This window comes from Pseudomonas sp. 43A (assembly GCF_013363935.1).
In the GTDB taxonomy this organism is placed as follows: Bacteria; Pseudomonadota; Gammaproteobacteria; order Pseudomonadales; family Pseudomonadaceae; genus Aquipseudomonas; species Aquipseudomonas crudilactis.
In genome coordinates this window covers 2,856,644-2,881,428 of sequence record NZ_CP054880.1, presented here as the reverse complement: position 1 = coordinate 2,881,428, position 24,785 = coordinate 2,856,644, and the positions used below count along the sequence as shown (strand labels likewise).

The following is a 24,785-nucleotide window of genomic DNA, read 5'->3' as shown; positions in this document are numbered from 1 at the left end:
CCTCAGCGGTTGGCGTCGGAGTGCGTCATGGCGGTGTAGAACAGCCAGGACACCAACAGGATGATCAGGAAGTACACCAGCGAAAACGCCGCTGCCGGACCGAGGTCGAATTGCCCTACAGCCATCTGGGTCAACGTCTGACTCAAGAAGGTCGTGGCGTTACCCGGCCCGCCGCCGGTAAGCACGAATGGCTCGGTGTAGATCATGAAACTGTCCATGAAGCGCAGCATCACCGCGATCAGCAGCACGCTCTTCAGCTTGGGCAACTGAATGTGCCTGAACACCGCCCAGGCCGAGGCGCGGTCGATGCGCGCGGCCTGGTAATACACGTCGGGAATTGCGCGCAAACCGGAGAAACACAGCAGCGCCACCAATGAAGTCCAGTGCCAGACATCCATCACCAGCACCGTCACCCAGGCGTCCATGGTGTTGGCCGCGTAGTTGTAGCTGACGCCCATCGCGTTAAGGCTGGAGCCGAGCAGACCAATGTCGGCACGGCCGAAAATCTGCCAGATCGTACCGACCACGTTCCATGGGATCAGCAGCGGAATCGCCAGAATGATCAGCACCACCGACGACCAGCGGCCCTTGGTCGGCATGGTCAGGGCGACGGCGATGCCCAGCGGAATTTCGATCAGCAACACGCAGGCCGAGTAGATGAACTGGCGCAGTAATGAGTCGTGCAAACGCGGATCGAGCAGCACTTGTTTGTACCAGTCGGCGCCGACGAAGTAGCGGCTGGACTGGTCGAAGATGTCCTGCACCGAATAGTTGACCACGGTCATCATCGGGATCACCGCACTGAACGCCACCAGCAGAAACACCGGCAACACCAGCCACCAGGCCTTATTGTTCTGCACCTTGTTCATGGCTGCACCTCATCGCCGGCTTCAAGCAAAAACTCATCGGCATAGACCATCAGCCACTGCGCCGGAAAACTGATGTACGCCGTGCCCTGCGGCACCGGTTTGTCTTCGGCCAGACGCACTTTCAGCGGTGCGCCATCGAGGTCGAGGGTCATGATCTTGTAGGTGCCGAGGTCTTCGACGTGTACGACGTTTGCCTGCATCGCGTCATCAAACGGCTCGTCCCAGACATGAATAAACTCCGGACGGATGCCGACCTTCAGATTTTTCCACTGACCGTGTTCGATATGTCGCTGCATGGCGTCGGACAACGGCAAGTGCGTCGAGGCGAAACCGACGCCGCCGGGTTGCGGCTGTACCTCGATCAGGTTCATCCCCGGGCTGCCGATGAAATAGCCGACAAAGGTGTGGCTCGGCCGTTCGAACAATTCCCGTGGCGTGCCGAACTGCACAATCTGACCGCCGTACATCACCGCAATCTTGTCGGCGAAAGTCGAAGCCTCCAGTTGATCGTGGGTGACGTAGACCATGGTGATGTTGAACTGCTCGTGGATCTGCTTGAGCTTGCGCCGCAGTTTCCACTTCAGGTGCGGGTCGATCACCGTCAGCGGCTCGTCGAACAGGATTGCGGAAACGTCGTCGCGGACCAGACCACGGCCCATCGAGACTTTCTGTTTTTCGTCGGCGGTGAGGTTGCGTGCCTTCTTGCTCAGCAGGTTTTGCAGGTCGAGCACTTCGGCAATTTCCTGCACCTTGCTGTGCACTTTCGCCTCGGCCATGCCCTGATTGCGCAAGGGGAAAGCCAAGTTATCGAACACGGTCATGGTGTCGTAGACCACCGGAAACTGGAAAACCTGGGCAATGTTGCGCTTCTCCGGCGTGAGGTCGTTGACCGCTTTGCCGTCGAACAACACATGGCCCTGCGAGGGGCTGAGCAGGCCGGAAATGATGTTGAGCAAAGTCGACTTGCCACAACCCGACGGCCCGAGCAAGGCGTAAGCACCGCCCTGCTCCCAGACGTGATCCATTTCGCGGATTGCATAATCCTCGGCGCCGCTAGGGGTTTTGCTGTAGCTGTGGGCGAGGTGCTGCAAACGGATTTCGGCCATCAGGCAACCCTCGCGACACGCCGGCCCGGTGCTTGCACCAGACGGCCCTGCGCATCGAAAACGAACAGTTTGTGGGTCGGGATGTAAATGCGGATCGGCGCATCGACGTCGTATTCGTGAACGCCGGGCAGGTGCAGCACCAACAGGAAATGCTCGTTGCGCACGTGCAGGAAGGTTTCCGAACCGCTGATCTCGGCGACTTCGACGGTCACTGCCAATTCCAGATCGTCATCGTTGCTCGGCACCAGCGAGATATGGCTGGGCCGCACGCCAAAACGGAACTCACCCTCGCCCACCGGACGCAGATCGACGTTTAACGGGAAGTGCACGAAGTTGGCAAAACTCACTTCGTTACCGGCAATGCGCCCGGGCATCAGGTTGATCGGTGGTTCGGAGAACAGCTCAGCAGCGAGTACGGTTTGCGGCTGGTGATACACCGAAGTCGACGGCCCGCTCTGAATCACCCGGCCTTCGTGAAGAATGGTCGTGGTGCCGCCGAGTGCCAGCGCTTCGTTGGGTTCGGTGGTGGCGTAGATCGCAATGGTGTGACGCGCCTTGAACAGCTCGCGCATTTCCTGACGCAGCTCTTCGCGCAGTTTGTAGTCGAGGTTGACCAGCGGCTCATCGAAGAGGATCAGCTCGGCGTCCTTGACCAGTGCGCGAGCCATGGCCGTGCGCTGCTGCTGACCGCCGGACAGTTCCAGCGGATAGCGCTGCAGAAACTTCTCGATGCGCAGCATCTTCGCGGTTTCCTGCACTTTGCTGTGAATGATCTCTTTGGACACACCGGCCTGGCGCAGCGGCGAGGCGATGTTCTCGAACACGGTCATGGTTGGGTAATTGATGAACTGCTGATAGACCATCGACACGTTGCGCAGGCGCACCGGGCGTTGGGTGACGTCGACGCCGTTCATCAGAATGCGGCCGCTGTCGGGCTTGTCCAGCCCGGCCATCAAACGCATGAGGCTGGTTTTGCCGGACAGCGTGCGACCAAGCAAAACGTTGAACGAACCGGGTTCGAATTTCAGGCACGCATCGTCGATCCAGGTCTGGCCCTCGACGGTACGGCTGACGTGCTCCAGGGTGAGTGACATGGCTCGGCCTTTTTATTATTGGAGTCAAGCGACCTGTGCACGGGAGCGAGTTTCGTGCCAGAAATGGCAAGTGGTTGATTTGTCGTGAAAATCGCTGAAAGCACGGGGAATGGGCGTTCATTGCTGAACACATTTGAACAGTTGGGCGATTGACAATGAACAATAGTGAACAACACTCTATGGACTCATTTCGGTGAACACCGGAGATCCTGTGGGAGCGAGCTTGCTCGCGAATGCGGTGTGTCATTCAACCGATTCGGTGACTGATACGACGCTTTCGCGAGCAAGCTCGCTCCCACAGTTGATCTGTGTTGTTCTCAGGATTTGGGTTCATAACAACAATAAAAATCGCTGCATCAGAGGCCCACTGCCATGGCCGCACCTGCCCCGCCGCTGTCCCACGACGCGATCGTCCAGACTTCCTGGCAACGTTGCCGCGCGTTCGGTCTCGACCACCAAAGCACGCCCGCCTTCGATCAGTTGCCTGCCGCCGGCATCGCGCAGTTGCTCGACAGTCATCACTCGCTCGTCCAGACCACGCATCAGGAAGTCCTGCCCTATTACGAAAACATCCTCAGCAACTCCAACTGCCTGATCATGCTCGCCGACAATCAGGGCCAGGTGCTGACCTCGTGGGGCACGCAACGCTTTATCGAGCCGAATCTGGCGCGGGGGTTTCAGGCCGGGGCGAGTTGGATGGAGCGCTGCAGCGGCACCAATGCGATTGGCACGGCGCTGGCCTGCGAGCAAGCGGTGCATATCGAACACGACGAACACTTTCTCAAGGCCAACCGTTTCATGACCGGTTCTGCCGCGCCGATTTTCGATGCCGAGCGCAAGGTCATTGCCGTGCTTGATGTGTCCAGCGACAGCTACCTGCCGCCCTCGCACACCTTGGGCATGGTCAAGATGATGAGCCAGACCGTGGAGAACCGGCTGATCCTCAACCTGTTCCATGGCCAGCATTTTCAACTGACTTTCAACACCGGGTTGAACAACCTCGACAGTCAGTGGGCCGGGCTATTGATCTTCGATGAGAGCGGTCAGGTGTTGTCTGCCAACCGTCGGGCCGACAATCTGCTCGGTGTGCGCTTGTCGCGGGTGAGCGTTGAAAGTCTGTTCAAGGTCTCGCTGCTGGAGTTGATCAACCAGCCGGACGGGTTGCCGTTTGCCTTGCAGACCTCCGGGCGTAACCGTTTTCAGTGTTTGTTGAAGCGGCCGAAGCAGGCGTCGATTCAGCCGCGCGTGTTTGCTGCTGAACCGAAAACCGCCGCGCCCACCGTCATCAGCCTTAACACTCTGCACTTCGGCGACAGTCGCGTGGAGAAAGCCGTGCGGCAGGCAGAGCGTTTGCTGGAGAAAGACATTCCGTTGCTGATCCATGGCGAAACCGGCGTCGGCAAAGAGGTGTTCGTCAAAGCCCTGCATCAGGCCAGCTCTCGCAGCAAACAGGCGTTTATCGCCGTCAACTGCGCGGCGATCCCCGCCGAACTGGTCGAATCAGAACTGTTCGGCTACGAGAAAGGCGCGTTCACCGGCGCCAACCAGAAAGGCAGCATCGGCCTGATTCGCAAGGCGGACAAAGGCACGTTGTTCCTCGATGAAATCGGCGACATGCCGTTGCCGACGCAGGCCCGGTTGCTGCGGGTGTTGCAGGAGCGTTGCGTGCAGCCAGTGGGCAGTAGCGAGTTGTTTGCGGTGGATTTGCGGATTATCTCGGCGACTAACCGATCTCTGCGAGAACAAGTGCAGTTGGGGCGGTTTCGTGAGGATTTGTATTACCGCATTGGTGGCCTGACGCTGGAGCTGCCGCCGCTGCGGGAGCGCAGTGACAAGGAGGCGTTGTTCAAGCGGTTGTGGGAGCAGCATCGTGAACCGACGCAGTGGGCGGGGTTGAGCCAAGAGGTGCTGGAACTGTTCAGCCGTCATCCGTGGCCGGGGAATTTGCGTCAGGTGAGTAGTGTGATGCAGGTAGCTTTGGCGATGGCTGAGGAGCAGCCGGTGAGGCTGGAGCATTTGCCGGATGATTTTTTTGTTGATCTGGAGATGGAGCCGGTGGAGAGCGCGGCGCCGTTGGGGGTTGATCTGAATGATGTGGAGGCGTTGAACCGGGAGTTGAAAGCGGCTGGGGGGAATATTTCTCATCTGGCACGCAGGCTTGGGGTGAGCCGCAATACTCTCTACAAGCGGTTGCGGCAGATTGAAGGTTGAGTCAACCGCCCTTCCCCTCACCCCAGCCCTCTCCCCCAGGAGAGGGAGCTGAACGAGGTGTCTGGCGTTGTACATCGACCTGAAACATCGTGGCGATTATGGATTCGGCGCAAATCGATCAGGTCGGCGTATCTCGTGAGCATCCCCCAATCAGTCCCCTCTCCTGCGGGAGAGGGCTAGGGTGAGGGCGAAAAGGCTGGCTCAACATGTGCAGCTGACGCTGCACCGAGCGTGCGCACCCCGACCAGCACAACCACCACCATCATCAACCCTGCCCCAATCGCCACGCCGAACCCGGCCCGTGCACCCCAGCCATCAATGACCAACCCCGCGAGCATGCCGCCCAGCGCAACGCCAATGCTGATACCCGTGGTCATCCACGTCAGCCCTTCAGTAATCCTCGATGGCGGGATGATGATCGTCCCCAGCTTCATCACCACGACCATCGTTGGCGCAAACGAAATCCCGGCAATAAACAGCGTCGCTGACAGGACATAAACGTCCGTAGCAAAAATCGGCAACACACCGGTGAACGCCGTGACCAATATCCCGATCAGGAACTGTTTTTCGATCGCCAGCGAAACCCTCATCGCACCGAACGTCAGGCCCGCCACCAGTGAACCGAACGCATAGGCAGCAAGGATGAAAGTCGCCGACGCTGGCCAGCCTTGTGCATTGGCGAAAGCCACAACAGCCACATCGATTGCTCCACCAATGACACCCATCGCCAACAACGCCAGAACAATGGTGCGCACGCCGGGAATCAGCAGGGTTGAGCCGCCATCGCTGGCGTGGCCAGCGACAACCTTCGGCTCAGTCTGGCGTTGTAGCAGAAACGCCGTGACCCCGACGGCCAGCAGCCCGACCGCGACCAGCGGCCCGGCCTCGGCAAAAAAACTCACGCTCAAACCGATCGCCAATGGCGGGCCGACGATGTAGGCCATTTCGGTGAGGACCGTGTCCAGCGAGAACGCCGTGTGTAACTGCGGTTTGCCCCGGAACAACTGCGTCCATCGCGCACGGATCATCGACGGCATGCTCGGCATCGTCCCCGCCAATGCTGCCAGTACAAAGAACACCGCGGCGGGCGCTCTCAGGTAAACGGCGGTGATCAGCGCCAGCAACATGGCAATGCTGAACCCGGTGACGACGGGCAGTACGCGACTCTGGCCATGTTGATCGACCAGTCTCGAGATGTGCGGGCCAAGCAGCGCATTGGCCAGGGTGAACGTCCCGGCGACGGCACCGGCCAGCCAGTAAACCCCGGTTTGCTGCACCAGCATGGTGATGATGCCGATGCCGATCATTGCTTGCGGCAAGCGTGCGATGGAACTCGCGAGCACTAGCCCGGTGGCACCGGGGGTCGTTAGCAGTTCGCGGTAGTGATTGGCCATGGTGTTTCCCTTCGATAATCGTCGCCGCTCAGCATCCGGCTGAACGCGTTGCCGACATCAAGACCTACGCGAACGTCAAAAGCAACCCTCACCCCAGCCCTCTCCCGGAGGGAGAGGGAGCTGACCGAGATGTCTGACGTGATGCAGCGACCTGAAAAAACCAGTCGATTATGGATTTAGTACGGAGCGTTGAGGTCGGTGGATCTCCTTGAGACCATTCCCCTCACCCCAGCCCTCTCCCGGAGGGAGAGGGAGCTGACCGAGGTGTCTGACGTGATGCAGCGACCTGAAAGAACCAGTCGATTATGGATTCGGTGCAGCACGTTCAGGTCGGCGTATTACTTGAGCATCCCCCATTCGGTCCCCTCTCCCTCTGGGAGAGGGTTAGGGTGAGGGGCTTTTCTCGCAGCCAAACAAAAACCCGCACAAGGCGGGTTTTGTCTGTAACAGGTACGGCTCTCAGTCAGCCAGACGCCAGGTAGTCCCACCCTTGCCGTCTTCCAGCACAACCCCCATCGCCGTGAGCTGATCACGAATACGATCGGACTCAGCCCAATCCTTCCCCGCCCGCGCCGCCAGACGCGCCGCAATCAGCGCATCAACCTCAGCCGCATCGACACGCCCTTCAGCGCCCGCCTGCAAGAAGTCATCCGCTTCGAGCTGCAACACACCCAACACGCTGGCCAGCTCTTTCAGACGCGCCGCCAGACCGGCCGCCGCATCAAGATCGCTCTCACGCAGACGGTTGATCTCACGCACCATCTCGAACAGCACCGCGCAGGCTTCCGGCGTACCGAAGTCGTCGTTCATCACCGTGGTGAAACGCTCGACAAACGCTTCGCCGCCGGCCGGCGCCACAGTCGGCAAACCTTTCAACGCGTGGTAGAAACGCTCGAGTGCGCCTTTGGCGTCCTTGAGGTTGTCTTCCGAGTAGTTGATCGCGCTGCGGTAGTGGCTCGACACCAGCAGGTAACGCACGACTTCCGGGTGGTACTTTTCCAGCACGTCGCGGATGGTGAAGAAGTTGTTCAAGGACTTGGACATCTTCTCGCCATTGATGCGAATCATCCCGCAATGCATCCACGCGTTGGCGTAGGTCTTGCCGGTGGCTGCTTCGCTCTGGGCGATTTCGTTTTCGTGGTGCGGGAACTCCAGATCGCTTCCGCCGCCATGAATGTCGAAGGTCTCACCGAGGCAGCAGGTGGACATCACCGAGCACTCGATGTGCCAGCCCGGACGCCCGGCGCCCCATGGCGATTCCCAGCTCGGCTCGCCCGGTTTGGCGGCTTTCCACAGCACGAAGTCCAGCGGGTCCTGTTTCGACTCGTCGACTTCGATGCGGGCGCCGATGCGCAGGTCTTCGATTTTCTTGCGCGACAGCTTGCCGTAGCCCATGAACTTGGCGACGCGGTAGTACACGTCGCCGTTGCCCGGGGCGTAGGCGTAACCCTTGTCGATCAAGGTCTGGATCATCGCGTGCATGCCCGGAATGTGATCCGTGGCACGCGGTTCCATGTCCGGCTTCTTGATGTTCAGGCGCGCTTCGTCTTCGTGCATCGCGGCGATCATACGCTCGGTCAACGCTTCGAACGATTCACCGTTCTCGTTGGCGCGGTTGATGATCTTGTCGTCGATGTCGGTGATGTTGCGCACGTAGGTCAGGTCGTAACCGCTGAACCGCAACCAGCGGGTCACCAGGTCGAACGCGACCATGCTGCGGCCGTGGCCAAGGTGGCAGTAGTCGTACACGGTCATCCCGCAGACGTACATGCGCACCTTGTTGCCATCGAGCGGCTTGAAGACTTCTTTGCTCTTGGTGAGCGTGTTGTAGATCGTTAGCACGTTATTTCCTTTGACGCTGAATCACTGGCCCCACGAATCACGCAGGGTCACGGTACGGTTGAATACCGGCTGACCTGGTTTCGAGTCCTTCAAATCCGCAACGAAGTAACCTTCGCGCTCGAACTGGAAACGGTCTTCCGGCTGTGCATTGCCAAGCGATGGCTCAGCACGACAACCGGTCAGTACCTGCAGCGAATCAGGGTTGATGTTGTCGAGGAAACTCGCGCTGTCTTCAGCCTTCTCTGGGTTGGCCGAACGGAACAGACGATCGTACAGACGCACTTCGCACTCGACGCTGGCCGCGGCCGGCACCCAGTGGATCACGCCTTTGACCTTGCGGCCTTCAGGGTTTTTACCCAGAGTTTCCGGGTCGTACGAGCAACGCAGTTCGACGATGTTGCCATCGGCGTCCTTGATCGCTTCGTCGGCACGGATCACGTAGCTGCCGCGCAGACGCACTTCACCGGCCGGTTCCAGGCGCTTGTAGCCTTTTGGCGGCTCTTCCATGAAGTCGTCACGGTCGATGTAGATTTCCCGGGCGAATGGCAGCGCGCGCACGCCCATGTCTTCTTTCGGGTGGCGCGGCAGTTCGAGGTTTTCGACCTGGCCTTCCGGGTAGTTGGTGATGACCACTTTCAACGGACGCAGCACGCACATGGCGCGTGGCGCGGTGTGATCGAGGTCGTCACGGATGCTGAACTCGAGCATGCCGAAGTCGACTACGCCGTCGGAACGGTTGGTGCCGATCATTTCGCAGAAGTTGCGGATCGATTTCGGCGTGTAGCCACGGCGGCGAAAGCCCGACAGCGTGGACATGCGCGGGTCGTCCCAGCCATGCACGTGCTTTTCATCGACCAGTTGCTTGAGCTTGCGCTTGCTGGTGATGGTGTAGTTGAGGTTCAGACGGCTGAACTCGTACTGACGCGGGTGCGCCGGCACTGGCAGTGCGTCGAGGAACCACTCGTACAGCGGACGATGGCTTTCGAATTCGAGGGTGCAGATCGAGTGGGTGATGCCTTCGATGGCGTCCGACTGACCGTGGGTGAAATCGTAGTTCGGGTAAATGCACCACTTGTCACCGGTCTGGTGGTGATGCGCGTGGCGGATGCGATACATGATCGGGTCGCGCAGGTTCATGTTCGGCGAGGCCATGTCGATCTTCGCGCGCAGCACGCGGGCGCCGTCCGGGAATTCACCGGCACGCATGCGCGCAAACCAGTCGAGGTTCTCTTCAACCGAACGGTCACGGAACGGGCTGTTCTTGCCCGGCTCGGTCAGGCTGCCACGGTATTCCTTGGCCTGCTCCGGGGTCAGGTCGTCGACGTAGGCCTTGCCGGCCTTGATCAGTTCAACGGCCCAATCGTGCAACTGGTCGAAATACTGCGAGGCGTAGCGCACTTCGCCGGACCATTCGAAGCCCAGCCATTTGACGTCGCTCTCGATCGCGTCGATGTATTCCTGGTCTTCCTTGGCCGGGTTGGTGTCGTCGAAACGCAGGTGCGTGACGCCGCCGAACTCCTGGGCCAGGCCGAAGTTCACGCAGATCGACTTGGCGTGGCCGATGTGCAGGTAGCCGTTGGGCTCAGGCGGAAAACGGGTGACGATCTGGGTGTGCTTGCCCGAGTCCAGGTCTGCCTGGATGATCGGCCGCAGGAAATTGACCGGCACGGCAGGGCCGGACTTGGCATTCGAGGTAGGGTCGACAGTGGGCTTGCTCATAGGATCCTTGACTTACATGTGCGCGGCCGCAGAGGGGGCCAGACAAAACAAAGCCGCTATCATAGCCGATGCTGTCAAGGGGCTGACAGAGCACGGCCTATAAAGGAGCGCATTTAATCGCCGGGAATTGAAAAACAGCCTCGAAATTCGCGCCTGTCACGCTAAACTGCGCACCTTGGCCCACGGGCTGAACCGGTAACGGGCGCAAATGTCCCATTGCCCACGAATTCCTTATAAAACGCTTCATTGAAAAAGAGCACCGATCATGACTCAAGTTAAATTGACCACCAATCATGGCGACATCGTCATCGAACTGAACGCTGAAAAGGCGCCGATCACCGTCGCCAACTTCATCGAGTACGTCAACGCCGGTCACTACGAAAACACTGTTTTCCACCGCGTCATCGGTAACTTCATGATCCAGGGCGGCGGTTTCGAGCCGGGCATGAAAGAAAAGAAAGACAAGCGTCCAAGCATCCAGAACGAAGCTGACAACGGTCTTTCCAACGAGAAATACACCGTTGCCATGGCCCGCACCATGGAGCCGCATTCGGCTTCCGCGCAGTTCTTCATCAACGTTGCCGACAACACCTTCCTCAACCACAGCGGCAAGAACGTGCAAGGCTGGGGCTACGCAGTATTCGGTAAAGTGACCGCTGGCACCGACGTTGTCGACAAGATCAAAGGTGTTTCGACCACCTCCAAGTCCGGCCACCAGGACGTACCAGCAGACGACGTGATCATCGAGAAAGCCGAGATCATCGAAGCGTGATATTGCTTATTTCAGACTTGCATCTGGAAGAGGAGCGCCCGGACATAACCCGGGCGTTTCTGGATTTGCTCGCCGGACGCGCCCGCTCGGCGAGTGCGTTGTACATTCTCGGCGACTTCTTCGAAGCGTGGATTGGCGACGACGCCATGACACCTTTCCAGCGTTCCATCTGCCAGGCCCTGCGCGAATTGAGCGACAGCGGCACGGCGATTTTTCTGATGCACGGCAATCGCGACTTCATGCTCGGCAAGGCCTTCTGCAAGCAGGCCGGCTGTACGTTGTTGAAGGACCCGAGTGTCGTGCAGTTCTACGGCGAGCCCGTGCTGTTGATGCACGGCGACAGCCTCTGTACCCGCGACGTCGGCTATATGAAACTGCGGCGCTATCTGCGTAACCCGATCACGCTGTTTATCCTGCGTAACCTGCCGCTGAGCAGCCGTCATAAGCTGGCGCGTAAACTGCGCAGTGAAAGCAAGGCACAGACGCGGATGAAGGCCAATGACATCGTTGATGTCACGCCGGAAGAGATTCCGCGGATCATGCAGGAATTTGGCGTGAAAACCTTGATTCACGGACATACCCACCGCCCGGCGATTCACAAGTTGCAGCTCGGTGAGCAAGCGGCGAAGCGGATTGTGCTGGGGGATTGGGATCGGCAGGGTTGGGCGTTGCAAGTGGATGAGAGCGGGTATGCCTTGGCGCCGTTCGACTTCGCCCCGCCACTGGCTTTGCCGCACGGCTAAAAGCTTTACCCCCTCACCCCAGCCCTCTCCCCCAGGGGGGCGAGGGGGAAAGGGAGCCGATCTCTATGCTTTTCAAAACCTGAGTTCGGCTCACGATCTCAAATCATGCTTTCCCCAAACCGGAGTTCAACTCGGTGGCTCAGGTCGGCGTACCTCGAAAGAAAACCACGGTCAGTCCCCTCTCCCTCCGGGAGAGGGTTAGGGTGAGGGGCTTTTGACCTTAATGCCCAGAAGCAGCCGGCCCTGCCTTGGCAGCAAACGGCGGTTTCGCCAGCCACACAATCAGAATCAACCCCATAAACCCCCAGCCCAACAACGTGAAGTAATCCACGGTGGAGAGCATATACGCCTGACTGGTGAGGATCTGATCCATCTGCGCATACGCCGATTGGCTCGCCCCGCCCAAGTGATTCAAGGTCTCGCGCGTCGCCGGCTCGAAGGTGCTGATGCTCTCACTCATATACGCATGATGCTGATCCGCGCGGCGAATCCAGATCCACGTGGTCAACGAGGCCGCAAAGCTACCACCCAGCGTCCGCAGGAAAGTCGCCAGACCCGCGCCATCGGCAATCTGGCTCGGCGGCAAGTCCGACATCAGAATGCTCAGTGTCGGCATAAAGAACAGCGCCACACCAATGCCCATGAACAACTGCACCAGCGCAATGTGCTGGAAATCCACTTCATTGGTGAATCCGGCGCGCATGAAGCAGCTCAAGCCAATCGCCAGAAACGCCAGCCCGGCCAGCAAGCGCAGGTCGAACTTGTTCGCGTACTTGCCGACAAATGGCGACAGCAGCACCGGCAAAATGCCGATCGGCGCCACGGCCAGACCGGCCCAGGTCGCGGTGTAGCCCATCTGCGTCTGCAACCATTGCGGCAGGATCAGGTTGATGCCGAAGAATCCGGCGTAACCCAGCACCAACACCAGCGTGCCGATGCGGAAGTTGCGGTAGGCGAACAGCCGCAGATTCACCACCGGATGCTGATCGGTCATTTCCCAGATAACGAACACCGCCAGCGCGATCACCGAAATCGCCGCGCCGATGATGATGAAGTTCGACTCGAACCAATCCAGGTCATTGCCCTTGTCGAGGATCACCTGCAAGGCGCCGACACCGATGATCAGCGTGATCAGACCGACGTAATCCATCGGCTGACGGCTGGTTTCCACCGGACGTTTGGCCAGTTGCGAACGCACCACCATCACCGCAAAGATGCCGATCGGCACGTTGATAAAGAAGATCCAAGGCCAGCTGTAGCTGTCGGTAATCCAGCCACCGAGAATCGGCCCGGCAATCGGCGCGACCACCGTGACCATCGCCAGTAACGCCAGGGCCATGCCGCGCCTCGCCGGCGGATACACCGCGATCAACAGGGTTTGCGTCATCGGATACAGCGGCCCGGCCACCAGACCTTGCAGCACACGGAAGCCAATCAGTTCCGGCATCGATGTGGAGATACCGCAGAGAAACGAGGCCAGCACAAACAGAATGGTGGCCCAGAGAAACAGCTTCACCTCGCCGAAACGGCGGCTGAGCCAACCGGTCAGCGGCAGCGCAATCGCGTTGCTCACGGCGAACGAAGTGATCACCCAGGTGCCCTGCTCCGAACTCACCCCGAGGTTGCCGGAAATCGTCGGCAGCGCCACGTTGGCGATGGTGGTGTCGAGCACTTGCATGAACGTCGCCAGCGACAGGCCGATGGTGCTGAGCAACAGGCTGGGCGGCGTGAAAGAGGCGTTATTGCTCATTGTGAATCCTATGAAACCAGGTTGACGCCGCCCTCTTGTGGGAGCGAGCTTGCTCGCGAAGGCGGCCTGTCAGACAAAACAATGCTGAATGACACACCGCTTTCGCGAGCAAGCTCGCTCCCACAGGGTCAGGTGTGATCTCAGCGTTGCGCGGTTTTGCTCACCGCAGCGCTGTTGTCGTGGATCAGCTGCGCAATCATCGCGTCGGCTTCGGCCAGTTGGCGGTCGTAGACGTTGGTGCTGAACGAGGCCTTTTGTGGAGGCTGCTGCGCCAATACCGGGCCGCTCCGGTCGTGCAGGTTCACTTCAACATTGGTCGACAGACCAACGCGCAGCGGGTGCTTGGCCAGTTCTTCGGCGTTGATGTGAATGCGCACCGGCACACGCTGAACAATCTTGATCCAGTTACCGGTGGCGTTCTGCGCCGGCAGCAGAGCAAACGCGCTACCGGTACCGGCGCCGAGGCTGTCGACGGTGCCGCTGTATTTCACGTCGCTGCCGTAGATGTCGGATTCGATATCGACCGGCTGACCGATGCGCATGTCACGCAGTTGGGTTTCCTTGAAGTTGGCGTCGATCCACAGTTGATCCAGCGGAATCACCGCCATCAACGCCGTGCCCGGCTGCACACGCTGACCGAGTTGCACGGTGCGCTTGGCGACGTAACCGGTGACCGGCGCAATCAAGGTGCTGCGGGCATTGGTCAGGTAGGCCTGACGCAGATCGGCAGCGGCCGACATCACGTCCGGATGCGACGACACCACGGTGTCATCGACCAGTGCGCTGGTGGTTTTCAGTTGCTGCTTGGCGTTGGCCAGAGCGTTCTGCGCCGAGGTCAGATCATCGCGAGCGTGGGACAGTTCTTCCTGGGAAATCGCCCCGCCCTGCGCCAGATTTTTCCGGCGGTTGTAATTGTCCTGGGCTTTCTGCACTTCGGCCTGTTGCGCGTTGACCTGGGCTTTCATGCCATCAACGTTGCTGTACAGACCGCGCACCTGACGCACGGTGCGCGCCAGTTTTGCCTGCGCGCTTTGCAGACCGACTTCAGCGTCGTTCGGGTCGAAGTTGATCAGCACCTGACCTTCGTGAACCAGATCACCATCGTCAGCACCAATGCTGACCACGGTGCCAGTCACCAAAGGGGTGATTTCGACGACGTTACCGTTGACGTAGGCGTCGTCGGTGCTTTCGTTAAAGCGCCCGATGAATTCGTGATACGCCCAGACGCCGGCGCAGGCGAGTGCAACCACAACAGCCAGCAGCAACAGCATGACTTTGCGTTTGCGCGGGTTGCCGGTGTCCGGGGTGTTGCCTTGAGCTTGGGTGTTTTCGGCAGTGGCCATGACAAGTACCTTGAATTAGTTGTGCGGCGTGGCTGGGACGGCGTTGGCTGCGGTCAGGGTGTCACCCTGGAAGCCGCCGCCCAGCGCTTGCATCAGTTGAATCGACAGGTCGATCTGCTCGGCATTGAGGTTGGCCAGTTGACGCTGGGCCTGGAGCAATTGCTGCTCGATGCTGAGCACGTCCAGGTAGTTGCCGATGCCGGAACCGTAACGCTGGACGACGGTGTTGTAAGAATCCTGGGCAATGTCAGTGGCGTGTTGCTGCGCACCGATCTGCCGGCCGATGTCACGCAACTGGTTGATCGTGTCGCTGACATCGCCCAGTGCTTTCACCAGGCTTTTGTTGTACTGCGCCACCGCCAGGTCGTAATCGGCGTCGCGAGCATCGAGGTTGGCGCGCAGGCGTCCGCCGTCGAAGATCGGCAGCGAAATGGTCGGGGCAATGTTGAAGAAGCGACTGGCCGAACCGAACATCGCATCACCCAACAAGGACTCGGCACCGGCCGAAGCGGTGAGGTTCAAGTTGGGATAGAAGCGGGTTTTCGCCGAGTCGATGTCCTTGCTCGCCGCTTCTACACGCCAGCGCGCAGCGACCAGATCCGGGCGACGGCCGAGCAGTTCCGCCGGCAACACCGACGGCACAGCGACAGCGCTGGCTTGCAGGACTTTCGGTCGGGCGATTTCGTTGCCGCGATCCGGGCCTTTGCCGAGCAGCACGGCCAAAGCGATTTTGGCGCTGTTCAGGCGTTTTTCCGCGTCGATCAGGCTGGCTTCGGAGCTGGCTTCCAGACTTTGCGTTTGCTGGAACTGGTACTGACTGTCGATCCCGGAACTCAGGCGACGCTGGCTCAGGTCGAGCATTTGTTTGGTGCGTTTGAGGTCTTCGTTCGCCAGGTCATAAACGATGTGCGCCTGACCGAGATCGCTGTAGGCACGAGCGACATCGGCGGCGAGGGTCAGCTGTGCGGCCTGACGATCAACTTCAGCGGCGCGGGCCTGACCGAGTGCGGCTTCCCAGGCATCACGCTGGCCGCCCCAGAGGTCGAAGTTGTAATTGAAACCGGCGCTGACGTTCCGCACGGTGGCGTAGGCATCGCCCTGCCCTCGCGGGTCCTGATCCTTGGCCAGACGCGAACGGCTGATGCCGGCGCTGGCGTTGAGGGTTGGATAACGTTCGGCATCGGCGGCGTACGCAGCGGCATTGGCCTGATGCGCGCGAGCTTCGGCGATCTGCATGTCCGGGCTGTCGTGCAGCGCTTCGCGGATCAGACCGTCGAGTTGCGGGTCGCCGAGGCTGGTCCACCAATCGCTTTTCGGCCACGCGGCCGGCGACAGGGTCACGCCGTTGAGGGATTGGCTGGCGTTGAGGCTTTTCGCATCAAGGCTTTTGCCTTGAGTGTCGAGGCCGCTGTAATTGGCGCAGCCAGCGAGGATCATCGCCGACAGCACCAGCGTCAGGCTGCTGCGCAAGGTTTTACCGCTCATTGTGTTCACCTAAGCGCTGGATGGTGATCGGGTCACCGGCTGCCAGCAGGATTTTCTTGAGGATGTATTCCAGGGTCTTCAACTCGTCCGGAGTGACGGCGCCGGCCAGTTCATTCATCGCATCGGCGCCGATGTGCGGCAGGCGATCGGCCAGTTGCTGGCCTTGTTCGGTCAGCTTGAGCTGCACCTGACGACGATCGCCTTCGCTGCGCTGGCGAGCGAGAAAGCCTTTCTGCTCCAGACGATCGAGCATGCGTGTCATCGAACCGCTGTCGAGCGACAGGTGCCGGCACAGCTCGGCCGGGGTATCGACGCCGAACTGAGCCATGATGATCAACACCTTGAACTGCGCGGCGGTGATGCCGTGGGGTTCCATGTGGGTGTCGATGATCCGGTCCTTGAGCAGCGCAGCACGGCCAAGCAACAGGCCGAGATGGCAATGTTTGAATTCGTCCGGGGTGAAATGCTTCATTTGCTCACCTAATAACTGCCTAGGCAGTGAATGTATGTCGAGATGTTACTGCCTAGGCAGCGAATGTCAACGCAATAGTTAGGTTGCTTGGTAATTAGTTGACCAGTGGGCTGGGTTTTTGTGGCGCCCGCGCTGACGCCTTCGCGAGCAAGCTCGCTCCCACAGGGTCATGGGTCAGCCAAACAATATTGGCAACGACACAAAACCTGTGGGAGCGAGCTTGCTCGCGAAGGCCGCGACTCGGTGTGAAGCCGGTCAGGATTCGTCGGAAGGATGTACAGGCGGCTGCACAGGATGCACCTCACGCCCGCGCAACGCAGTGGCCACATACCCAAACGCACGCTTGCTCACCGCGTAAATGCTGTGCCAGCCCGGCGGTGCCGGCTCGATGGCAGCATGCAACGCTCGCGCATAATCAAGCACCAGCCCGGGCGTCCAGGCCATCGCCTCGGCGCGTTTGCGCACTTGCGCGGCAACCCAGAACTCGGGGCTGAAGACGACCCGGGCGAAATCCAGCATGCTCGAATGGCCTCGGTTCATCGCCCCTTCCAGCGCCGCTTCGAGGCTATGGGCGACAGCACTGGAACAATTGCGACTGGTGAGGTTGTACGTGCTGTTCTGCCGATACTCCGTCCAGAACGCATGCAGTCGCCGAGCGTCGTAGTGGGCAAAACTGACCTGCACCGAAGACGGACACCAGTCCGCCACCTCGCCGGCATAGTCAGGCAAAAACCGGCCGGCGACATCGTTGTTCGGCGTCGCCCGCAGCAATCGCACGAAATCCCCCGCCGAACGATCAATGTCGTCCTGCGGGTAATGGCTGATGTAGATGTCCGGCCCGCATTCCAGCGCCGCATGGCCGGCGGAAATCACGCCGTTGATGTCGACCGCCGCGATGTAGCGGTTGAGCAGGCGATTGCGCACCAAGGTGTCATCCACGGTGCCGCTGGGGGTCCAGACGTGAATCACCAACGCGTCGCTGCTTGCCGGCGCACTCACTGCAGCAGGACTCGTCAGCGGCAGCTGGTTTTTGAAGCGCACGGCTTGCCGCAACAAGGCGCAACCGGTCAGGAAAAGGCTCATGCCAATGCAAAACGGCACCGTGCCCTTATACAGCGTCGGATACGGCTCAAGGATAAACACGCCAAAGCCGATTTCGAACAACCCCGCCAGCAGCGACACTTGCCAACCGACAAAGCGCACCACCAGCGCCGCCGCCAGCCGAAAGCCACCATCAATGATGAAAGCCCCGCCAAACAGCACCGCCAGAATCAGCCCGGCGGCATGTTGCCGGTCGACGATCAGCAGTCCCAGCAAGAGAAAAGCCAACCCTCGCGCTCTGCGCAAGGCAGCAGCGGTCCCGGCTTGCGGTGCCGGCACCAGCAGCAGAATCAGGGCTTCGAGCAACAACAGGTAGCCGAAGAGATGCAGCGGGAAATACAAAACCCCGTCCAGCGCATCAATGAAGATGCCCACACCGGCCGCGCCCCAGACAATGCCCGTCAGCGCCAGCGCCGACCAACGCTTGCGGACGAATTCGTGACCGAGCAAGACCATACTCAAGCGGACCATAGGCGTCTCTGTTGTTTTCGGGCAGCCGCCAACCGCGCAGCATTCAAGTAGCGCTGAGTCTAATTCATTCTGTAAAAGCCGGATCGCAGCGACGCGACCCGGCCAGGGGAAACGCGCGTTAGAAATCGCGTTTGTAGAAGATATCCAGCGAACTCGCGACGCCACTCGCAGCCTCGACATAAACCTTCTTGCTCAGCTTATAGCGCAGCGCAATGGTGCTGGCCGGTTCAAACACGCCAACGCCATAACGCAAACTGAGCTTCTCGGTAATATTGCCGCTGGCCACAACACTGGTGGCATCTCCGCTGCCCGCCGTGTCGAGCTGAAAGTCCTGAATCCCCAGATCCTTGGCCAGACTGCTGGTGACCCCGGAACTGCCCATCAAGCCCAGCCCCAACGCCGCTTGCGCAAGCATGTTGTTGTCTTCGCCGTTGGTGCTCAGCGGACGACCGAGGACCAGATAGGACAACGCCTGTTCCTGACTCATCGCCGGTTCCGAGAAGATCTGCGTGGTCGGCTGCTCGGCGCTACCGCTCAGGCGAATACCGGCGATCACGTCGTCGGTCTGGCGGATCGCTTCGATGTCCAGATACGGCTGATCGAGGGGGCCGGCGAACAACAGACGCGCACGGCGCACTTGCAGGCGCTGACCGTAGGCACTGTAGCGGCCGTCGTTGAGCCACAGTTCGCCACGGGTATCCATGTTGTCGCCGATGTGCACATGACCTTGCACGTTGGCGGTCAGACCAAAACCGGCGAAGGCCAGTTTGTCTTCACCGACCACCACGTCGATGTCCATTTTCATCGCCAGCGGTGGTTTGCCCTCTTCGGTCTGCGCACCGACGATGATCGTGTCATCGGAGACTTTCACCGTGGATGGCGGCAGCTCTCGCACGGTGATTTCGCCTCTGGGCACCTGCACTTTGCCGGCGATTTTCAGCTCGTCGCCGGCCATGGAAATCTTCAAGTCCGGCGCCACTTCGAGCTTGGCGTACGGCTCGACGGTGACCGGCAATTGCGTGCCTTTCAACGCCAGATCGACCACCAGCGCCTGCCCCCAGGCGACGTTGCCGTTGAGGCTGCCCTGCCCGCTTTTGCCGCTTTTCCAGCCGCCGTCGAGGCGTACCGACTCGCCGGCAATCAGGGCGGTAAGTTGCAGATTTTGCAGCTCCATCGGCAACTCGGCACCGGACACTTCGCCGTCACTGAGCTGTACGGTGCCGTTGACCAGCGGCGCCAGCAATCCGCCGGAAATCGTGCCGCTGCCGTTGAGGCGCCCGGTGAGTTTCTCGACCATCGGCACAAACGGCCGTGCCACCGACAAGTCCAGCCCGGAGAGACGGAACGAGCCGCTCAGCGGTTTGTTTTTCGGCAGTGGATTGAGCTGTGCCTGCACCATCAACTCGCCGAGTTTGCCGCCGACGAAATTCAGCTCGGTGTCGACGCGTTTTGGCGTGAGTTTGCTGGTGAGTTTCAGGGTCTGGTACGGGAAGTCCAGCCACTGATCCTTTTCCTTCATGCGCAAGGTGCCGCCGCTGGCGTCAATGCTGACCACGCCGTTCGGGCCACTCGCCGGCAGATCCAGTTGCAGATCGGCGTTGAGCTTACCCTTCCAGGCAAAGTCTTTCGGCAACCATTGCGCCAGGCTTTCGATCGGGAACTGCTTGAGGTGGTAGCGCAGTTTCGGCTCCGGCATCAGCCGTTGATCTTCACCGCACAGGCTAGCGTCGCCGGACATCCAGCAATGCGCGCCAAAGTTGATTTTGCCGTCAGCCAGACGTTCGAGTCTGGCCGGGCTTTGCAGTTTCCAGTCCTGGCCACCGGCCTGAATATCGCCACTGGCCAGGCGTCCACGCCAGTTGCCCTTGTCCAGATTGCCGTCCAGACCGAGGGCCAGTTTCAGCTTCGGCCCGATCAGGTCGAGGTCGAGTTTCTGCTTTTTGATATCACCTTGGGCGCTGGCGGTCAGCGTGCCCAACGCGGTGTCGCCGGCCTGAATGCCCGCGCCCTTCAAATCGATTTTCGCCCGCTGTGCGCTGTCGAGAGTTGCATCGAGGTTGAGGCTTTGCAGGCGATTGTCCTGGAACGCCAGTTGCGAACCTTGCAGGTCGAGCTTGCCCTGCGGCGCCTTCAACGTGCCGGCCACATTGACCTGACCGTTGACCTGCCCGCGCAGCTGCGGCCAGAGCTGGGCCAGCCGCGACAGCTTGATGTCGATCTGCCCGGTGAGTTTCTGTTGCAGGCTGCCCTTGCCGTTGATGCTGTTGTCGCCGAGGCGGACTTGCAGGGCGTTGAGATTCCATTGCTCGCCAGCGCCGTCCGCCTTGGCCTGGAGGATCGCCGGTTGCCCGCGCAGTTTGCCTTTCAAGTCGAGGTCGGCGGTCAGGCTCAGGCGTTCGTTTTTCATTTCGCCCTGGCTTTTCAGCGATCCGGCCAAAGTGCCCGGCAGCTCGGCGACCCAGTACGCCGGGTTGAGTGCTGACAACTCCAGTGCGGTGTCCCAGGCGATACCGTCGGCAAACTGTACATTGACGTGCCCTTCAGCCTTGCCCTGCCCGGCTTGCATCTTCAGTTGCGGCAAAGCGATCTGTTTAAGGCTGCCGCTGAACGGACTGCTCAGGGTAAATGCGCCGGCCGGACCATCCAGTGCGGCGTCGAAGTTACCGAGGTATTGCCCATCGGTGTAGGAGACTTCGCCACTGAAAGTACGCAGGGCGACTTGCGGCTCGTCGATTTCGTTATAGAGCCGGTGCCACGGGAAATCCTGCCAGTTGATATTGGCTTGGGCGCTGAGGCCTTTGCTCCAGTCAACGCTGCCAGTGAGTTTCAGGCTTTGTTTGTCGTTGGCCGTCAGGTCGAGACCGGCAATCTGCGCGCCGCTGGCGTCGACTTTACCTTTGAGCAACAGCGCCACCGGGCCTTTGTCGGCGGGCAGCGTGGCGTTGCCGTTGAGCTGATAACCGTTTTTCAGGTCGCCTTCGCCGGTCAGCAGCAGTTGATTGAGTTGCAGCGTGTCCGGCAGGTCAGCGCTCGGTTTGAACGCATCGCTGGTGATACGCACCTTGGCCGGCAGGTTTTCCGCCAGCGGTTGCAGCTCGCCGCTCAACTGGCCGTCAAGGTAACCCCGGCTGTCGGCGTGCAGGTTGAGGGTTTTCAACAGGTCGCCGTCGATCTTCAACGCCAGTGTCCACGGCCCAGTACCCGGCGATGGCAACGTCAGGTCACCGGCAATGTTCAGCGGCCAGTTGCCGCTCGGTGCGAGCGTGCCGGACAGGTTCAGGCTGAGGTCATCGCGCTGCAATTTGATGCTTTCAATCTGCATGCCCTGGGCAGTCCAGTGCGCTGCCAGTTGCAAACCCTTGAGCTGTTCGCTGCCGTTGAACAACAGGCTGCCGACCTGCACGTCGCCCAGTTCGATGGCCACCGGCAATTGCAGATCCGGCAGTTTGATCGGGCCGCTTTCGGTGGTCTCTTCGCTCGGCGGGAATTGCAGAATGACCTGATCAGCCTTGAGCTGGTCGATGCACAGGGTCATGCGCGTCAGGCATAGCGGCGACCAAGCGAAAATCGCCTTGTTCAGCTCGACGCGGCTGCTGTCCTGCTGCCACAGCAGATGATCGGCGCTCCACTGCCCGCCGAGACGACCCTGGAAATTTTCCACGCTCAAGCCCGGTACGAGGCCCAGCACCCAGCGGCTGCCAGTCGCCGTGCCAAGCACAGCGGTGACACTCAATACAATCAACAACACCAGCGCCAACAACGCCAGCGCCGTAATTTTCAAACCACGCTTCACAGCTCAGGCCCCATGGAAAAGTGCAGCCGGATGCCGCCATCGTCGTCGAGTGCGTGGGCCAGGTCGAGGCGGATCGGCCCCACCGGCGAGACCCAGCGCACACCAATCCCGACCCCGGTCTTGAGGTTCGGCAGTTCGAGTTTGTTGAAGGAATTACCCTGATCGACAAAGGTCGCCACGCGCCATTTCTCGGCGATCGAGTATTGATATTCGACGCTACCGGCGACCATGTAACGGCCGCCGATGCGATCGCCATCGGAGTTTTTCGGCGACAGGCTCTGATAGTCGTAACCGCGCACGCTCTGATCGCCACCGGCGAAGAAACGCAGCGACGGCGGCACCGAGTTGTAGCCGTTGGTGGCGCTGCCGCCGACCTGCACGCGACCGAGGAAGCGGTGTTTGTCGAATACTGTGGTCAGGCCTTTGACCAGTGCGGTGCCATATAGAAGGTTGTTATCGGAACCGAGGCCTTCCTTCGCCACTTTGCTTTCGAAGCTCAGGCGATAGCCGTTGTGCGGGTCGATGCGGTTGTCGCTTTTCAGGTACGAGTAACTGATGCCGGGCATCAGCAAGGTACTCAGGCCCGAATCGTCGCCGAGTTCGTATTCTTCACGCTGCCATTTCAGCGAGATCACCCGCTGCCAGCCGCTCGGTAATTTGCTGTGCCATTCCGGGCCGAAAGTGAGCAGTTTGCTCAAGGTGTCGGAACCGTCGATGTCTTCGAATTGATAACCGCCGGCCCAACGCAGTTTGTCGGTCAGCGGCGGGTCGAGCGGGATGTCGTAGAACAGCCCGACGTTTTGTCGTGGCGCCGACAGTTCGGCTTCCCAGCCATAGCTGTCGCCCTGCGGGTTGACCCAATGGCGCGTCCAGTTGGCCTTGATGCGCGGGCCGACGTCGGTCGAATAACCGAGGCCCAGGCCCATGGTCCGTGGCTTGCGCGTGTCGAGTTTGACCTCCACCGGGATCACGTCATTTTTCGCCGTGGTCGGTGCGGCATCGACACGCACGCCTTCGAAATAACCGCTCGATTGCAGATCGCGATTGAGCTCAGCGATCAGCTCGGAGTCGTACGGCTCGCCTTCCTTGAACGGCACCATGCGTTGCAGCAGATCTTCGTCGAACGGCGTGTCGCCTTCGAATTTGACTTTGCCCAACGCATAACGCGGGCCGCTTTCGTAGATCAGTTCGATGTCGGCAACACCGGCGCGCGGGTCGACCATGAGTTTTTGGCTAGTAAAGTGGCCACTGAAAAAACCGAAGCGCGAGGCCTGATTCTGAATAAGTCTTTTGGCGTCTTCGTAACGGCCATGGTTGAGCACCGCACCGGACTTGAGCGCGTCGCTTTTCGGGACTCGAAAGGATTTGAGGGAGGCAGCCGGGCCGTCGACACGGAGGGTGACGTTGCGCAGGTGAATCGGCTCGCCGGGATCGATCTTCAGTATCAGGCGCGGTTTTTCGCCGCCCTTGACGTCGCTTTCGATCTGCGGCTGGTAGTAGCCCAACGCCTGGGCCGCCTTGCGCGCCTGCTCTTCGGCACCGCGACTGAAGCGTTGCAGAGCTTCTTCGTCACGGTCGCCGAGGCTGCCGATATAGCCTTCTATATTGGCCTTGAGTTCATCGTTGGACGGTTTGATCCGCACATCCAATTCACTTTGCGCCAGCGCCGCGCAGCTGGTTAACAGCACGAGCACGCCACTGGTAAATCTTCCTGGAAACTTCATAGGCGCGGATGCTATCACGGGCTTGGGAGCGTGATAGAACAGGAAATTTCCCAAGAAGTTCGATTGTTATGCTGTTGCAGTTTGTAACACCTGCGGATTGGCGTGGAAAAACACGTGTTCACGTACGGGCCCGACGGCAACCTCGCCGATCTCCTCGTAACCCTGCCTTTTATAGAATTCCAGGTAACGCGGGTTGCCGGTGTCGAGCACCACGCCCTGCGAGGTTTCATCCACCGCGCACCAGTTGTGCACGGCGGTCAGCAGTTGCTCGCCGAAGTGCTTGCCCTGAAATTGTGGGTGAATGCCCAGCAGCGGCAGCATGTGCACCGAATCGCTGGGTACGCAGGCAGCAACGGCATCGTGGTATTCCAGATAACGGCGGGTGCAGCGGAAGCCGGTGCTGAGCACCATGCGCAAACGCCACGCCCAACTTTCGGTAATACCCAGACGGCGCTGTGGCGGCGCGATCAACGCGATGCCGATCAGGCGGTCGTTGACCAGCAGGCCGATGGCCGGCAGATCCTGCAGAAAGTGTTGTTTGACCAGCTCGCGCACCGTCGCCCGCACGCGTTGTTCGTAGCCGGGGCGTTCGGCTTCGAACAGATAGCCGAAGGTCGGCTCGTGGCGATAGGCCTGATAGAGCAGCGAGCGGGCTTCGCGGGAATAACCGCGGTCGAGCATATGAATGTCGGCGATGGCGGTCTGGGTTTCAGGCATGACGGTGACTCTCCCCGGGGCGCGTTCAAATGGCGGCGCTCTTGTTGGTACGAACCTTTTGCGGGTGGCGTGGTTCCCCACAGGTATAGACCAAGTCGTGATCTTCATCGACTGGGCGACCGCCTTCGCGAGCAAGCTCGCTCCCACATTTGGAACGCATTCCCCTGTGGGAGCGAGCT

General features: G+C 60.0%; 17 protein-coding genes. 3 read left to right on the top strand and 14 right to left on the bottom strand.

Annotation, left to right across the window (positions count from 1 at the left end):
• Window positions 1-2 precede the first annotated feature (2 nt).
• From HUW52_RS12855 to HUW52_RS12845, 3 genes are read right to left on the bottom strand one after another with little or no spacing between them, the layout of a single operon-like run.
• Window positions 3-869, bottom strand: a complete 867-nt coding sequence (locus tag HUW52_RS12855; RefSeq protein WP_175553837.1) for a carbohydrate ABC transporter permease — start codon at window positions 867-869, stop codon at window positions 3-5.
• Entirely contained in the window at window positions 866-1,975 is a 1,110-nt protein-coding gene (locus tag HUW52_RS12850; protein ID WP_175553836.1) for an ABC transporter ATP-binding protein, read from the bottom strand. The genes HUW52_RS12855 and HUW52_RS12850 overlap by 4 nt, the downstream gene beginning before the upstream one ends.
• Window positions 1,975-3,069, bottom strand: a complete 1,095-nt coding sequence (locus HUW52_RS12845; protein ID WP_007912480.1) for an ABC transporter ATP-binding protein — start codon at window positions 3,067-3,069, stop codon at window positions 1,975-1,977. Before HUW52_RS12845 ends, HUW52_RS12850 begins: the two co-directional genes overlap by 1 nt.
• 372 nt (window positions 3,070-3,441) lie before the next feature.
• Here HUW52_RS12845 and HUW52_RS12840 point away from each other — a divergent pair, with 372 nt between their 5' ends.
• Window positions 3,442-5,280 (top strand): sigma-54-dependent Fis family transcriptional regulator, encoded by a 1,839-nt coding sequence (locus HUW52_RS12840; protein WP_175553835.1) that lies wholly within the window; start codon window positions 3,442-3,444, stop codon window positions 5,278-5,280.
• A gap of 176 nt (window positions 5,281-5,456) precedes the next feature.
• Here the strand turns inward: HUW52_RS12840 and HUW52_RS12835 are convergent, their stop codons facing one another.
• The 3 genes from HUW52_RS12835 to HUW52_RS12825 all read right to left on the bottom strand — a co-directional run bounded on the left by HUW52_RS12835 (window position 5,457) and on the right by HUW52_RS12825 (window position 10,235).
• On the bottom strand, window positions 5,457-6,674 hold the full coding sequence (locus HUW52_RS12835) for an MFS transporter (protein ID WP_175553834.1): 1,218 nt from the start codon (window positions 6,672-6,674) through the stop codon (window positions 5,457-5,459).
• Between the two features lie 459 nt (window positions 6,675-7,133).
• Window positions 7,134-8,516 carry a cysteine--tRNA ligase gene (gene cysS, locus HUW52_RS12830; RefSeq protein ID WP_016986558.1) on the bottom strand — a complete coding sequence of 461 codons (1,383 nt, stop codon included), beginning with the start codon at window positions 8,514-8,516 and terminating at the stop codon, window positions 7,134-7,136.
• A gap of 21 nt (window positions 8,517-8,537) precedes the next feature.
• Window positions 8,538-10,235, bottom strand: coding sequence for a glutamine--tRNA ligase/YqeY domain fusion protein (locus HUW52_RS12825; RefSeq protein WP_175553833.1), 1,698 nt, complete (start codon window positions 10,233-10,235; stop codon window positions 8,538-8,540).
• A 265-nt stretch (window positions 10,236-10,500) separates the two neighbouring features.
• Between HUW52_RS12825 and HUW52_RS12820 the strand changes: the two genes are divergently transcribed.
• Both HUW52_RS12820 and lpxH read left to right on the top strand, forming a co-directional pair.
• Window positions 10,501-11,007 carry a peptidylprolyl isomerase gene (locus tag HUW52_RS12820; RefSeq protein ID WP_016986556.1) on the top strand — a complete coding sequence of 169 codons (507 nt, stop codon included), beginning with the start codon at window positions 10,501-10,503 and terminating at the stop codon, window positions 11,005-11,007.
• Entirely contained in the window at window positions 11,004-11,750 is a 747-nt protein-coding gene (lpxH, locus tag HUW52_RS12815) for a UDP-2,3-diacylglucosamine diphosphatase (RefSeq protein WP_007912467.1), read from the top strand. Before HUW52_RS12820 ends, lpxH begins: the two co-directional genes overlap by 4 nt.
• Window positions 11,751-11,970: 220 nt before the next feature.
• Here lpxH and HUW52_RS12810 read toward each other — a convergent pair whose 3' ends face one another.
• From HUW52_RS12810 to HUW52_RS12775, 8 genes are all read right to left on the bottom strand, one after another.
• Window positions 11,971-13,500, bottom strand: coding sequence for a DHA2 family efflux MFS transporter permease subunit (locus HUW52_RS12810; RefSeq protein ID WP_016986555.1), 1,530 nt, complete (start codon window positions 13,498-13,500; stop codon window positions 11,971-11,973).
• A 140-nt stretch (window positions 13,501-13,640) separates the two neighbouring features.
• Window positions 13,641-14,843, bottom strand: a complete 1,203-nt coding sequence (locus tag HUW52_RS12805; RefSeq protein WP_175553832.1) for an efflux RND transporter periplasmic adaptor subunit — start codon at window positions 14,841-14,843, stop codon at window positions 13,641-13,643.
• Window positions 14,844-14,858: 15 nt separating this feature from the next.
• Window positions 14,859-16,328: an efflux transporter outer membrane subunit gene (locus tag HUW52_RS12800; RefSeq protein ID WP_175553831.1), complete on the bottom strand. Its 1,470-nt coding sequence runs from the start codon at window positions 16,326-16,328 to the stop codon at window positions 14,859-14,861.
• On the bottom strand, window positions 16,318-16,800 hold the full coding sequence (locus HUW52_RS12795) for a MarR family winged helix-turn-helix transcriptional regulator (RefSeq protein ID WP_077573642.1): 483 nt from the start codon (window positions 16,798-16,800) through the stop codon (window positions 16,318-16,320). The genes HUW52_RS12800 and HUW52_RS12795 overlap by 11 nt, the downstream gene beginning before the upstream one ends.
• A gap of 255 nt (window positions 16,801-17,055) precedes the next feature.
• Window positions 17,056-18,372: a DUF308 domain-containing protein gene (locus HUW52_RS12790; protein ID WP_175553830.1), complete on the bottom strand. Its 1,317-nt coding sequence runs from the start codon at window positions 18,370-18,372 to the stop codon at window positions 17,056-17,058.
• A gap of 118 nt (window positions 18,373-18,490) precedes the next feature.
• The gene (locus tag HUW52_RS12785) at window positions 18,491-22,165 is read right to left on the bottom strand and encodes a translocation/assembly module TamB domain-containing protein (protein WP_175553829.1); all 3,675 of its coding nucleotides are present in this window, start codon (window positions 22,163-22,165) and stop codon (window positions 18,491-18,493) included.
• Window positions 22,162-23,889, bottom strand: a complete 1,728-nt coding sequence (locus HUW52_RS12780; RefSeq protein ID WP_175553828.1) for an autotransporter assembly complex family protein — start codon at window positions 23,887-23,889, stop codon at window positions 22,162-22,164. Before HUW52_RS12780 ends, HUW52_RS12785 begins: the two co-directional genes overlap by 4 nt.
• 66 nt (window positions 23,890-23,955) lie before the next feature.
• Window positions 23,956-24,606: an N-acetyltransferase gene (locus tag HUW52_RS12775; protein ID WP_007912451.1), complete on the bottom strand. Its 651-nt coding sequence runs from the start codon at window positions 24,604-24,606 to the stop codon at window positions 23,956-23,958.
• Between the last annotated feature and the right edge of the window lie 179 nt (window positions 24,607-24,785).

Coding starts and splice junctions, on each gene's coding strand:
- HUW52_RS12840 (WP_175553835.1), top strand. CDS start 3,442: ATGGCCGCACCTGCCCCGCCGCTGTCCCACGACGCGATCGTCCAGACT.
- HUW52_RS12805 (WP_175553832.1), bottom strand. CDS start 14,843: ATGGCCACTGCCGAAAACACCCAAGCTCAAGGCAACACCCCGGACACC.
- HUW52_RS12775 (WP_007912451.1), bottom strand. CDS start 24,606: ATGCCTGAAACCCAGACCGCCATCGCCGACATTCATATGCTCGACCGC.
- HUW52_RS12800 (WP_175553831.1), bottom strand. CDS start 16,328: ATGAGCGGTAAAACCTTGCGCAGCAGCCTGACGCTGGTGCTGTCGGCG.
- HUW52_RS12835 (WP_175553834.1), bottom strand. CDS start 6,674: ATGGCCAATCACTACCGCGAACTGCTAACGACCCCCGGTGCCACCGGG.
- HUW52_RS12780 (WP_175553828.1), bottom strand. CDS start 23,889: ATGAAGTTTCCAGGAAGATTTACCAGTGGCGTGCTCGTGCTGTTAACC.
- HUW52_RS12825 (WP_175553833.1), bottom strand. CDS start 10,235: ATGAGCAAGCCCACTGTCGACCCTACCTCGAATGCCAAGTCCGGCCCT.
- HUW52_RS12850 (WP_175553836.1), bottom strand. CDS start 1,975: ATGGCCGAAATCCGTTTGCAGCACCTCGCCCACAGCTACAGCAAAACC.
- HUW52_RS12790 (WP_175553830.1), bottom strand. CDS start 18,372: ATGGTCCGCTTGAGTATGGTCTTGCTCGGTCACGAATTCGTCCGCAAG.
- HUW52_RS12795 (WP_077573642.1), bottom strand. CDS start 16,800: ATGAAGCATTTCACCCCGGACGAATTCAAACATTGCCATCTCGGCCTG.
- HUW52_RS12810 (WP_016986555.1), bottom strand. CDS start 13,500: ATGAGCAATAACGCCTCTTTCACGCCGCCCAGCCTGTTGCTCAGCACC.
- HUW52_RS12845 (WP_007912480.1), bottom strand. CDS start 3,069: ATGTCACTCACCCTGGAGCACGTCAGCCGTACCGTCGAGGGCCAGACC.
- HUW52_RS12855 (WP_175553837.1), bottom strand. CDS start 869: ATGAACAAGGTGCAGAACAATAAGGCCTGGTGGCTGGTGTTGCCGGTG.
- HUW52_RS12820 (WP_016986556.1), top strand. CDS start 10,501: ATGACTCAAGTTAAATTGACCACCAATCATGGCGACATCGTCATCGAA.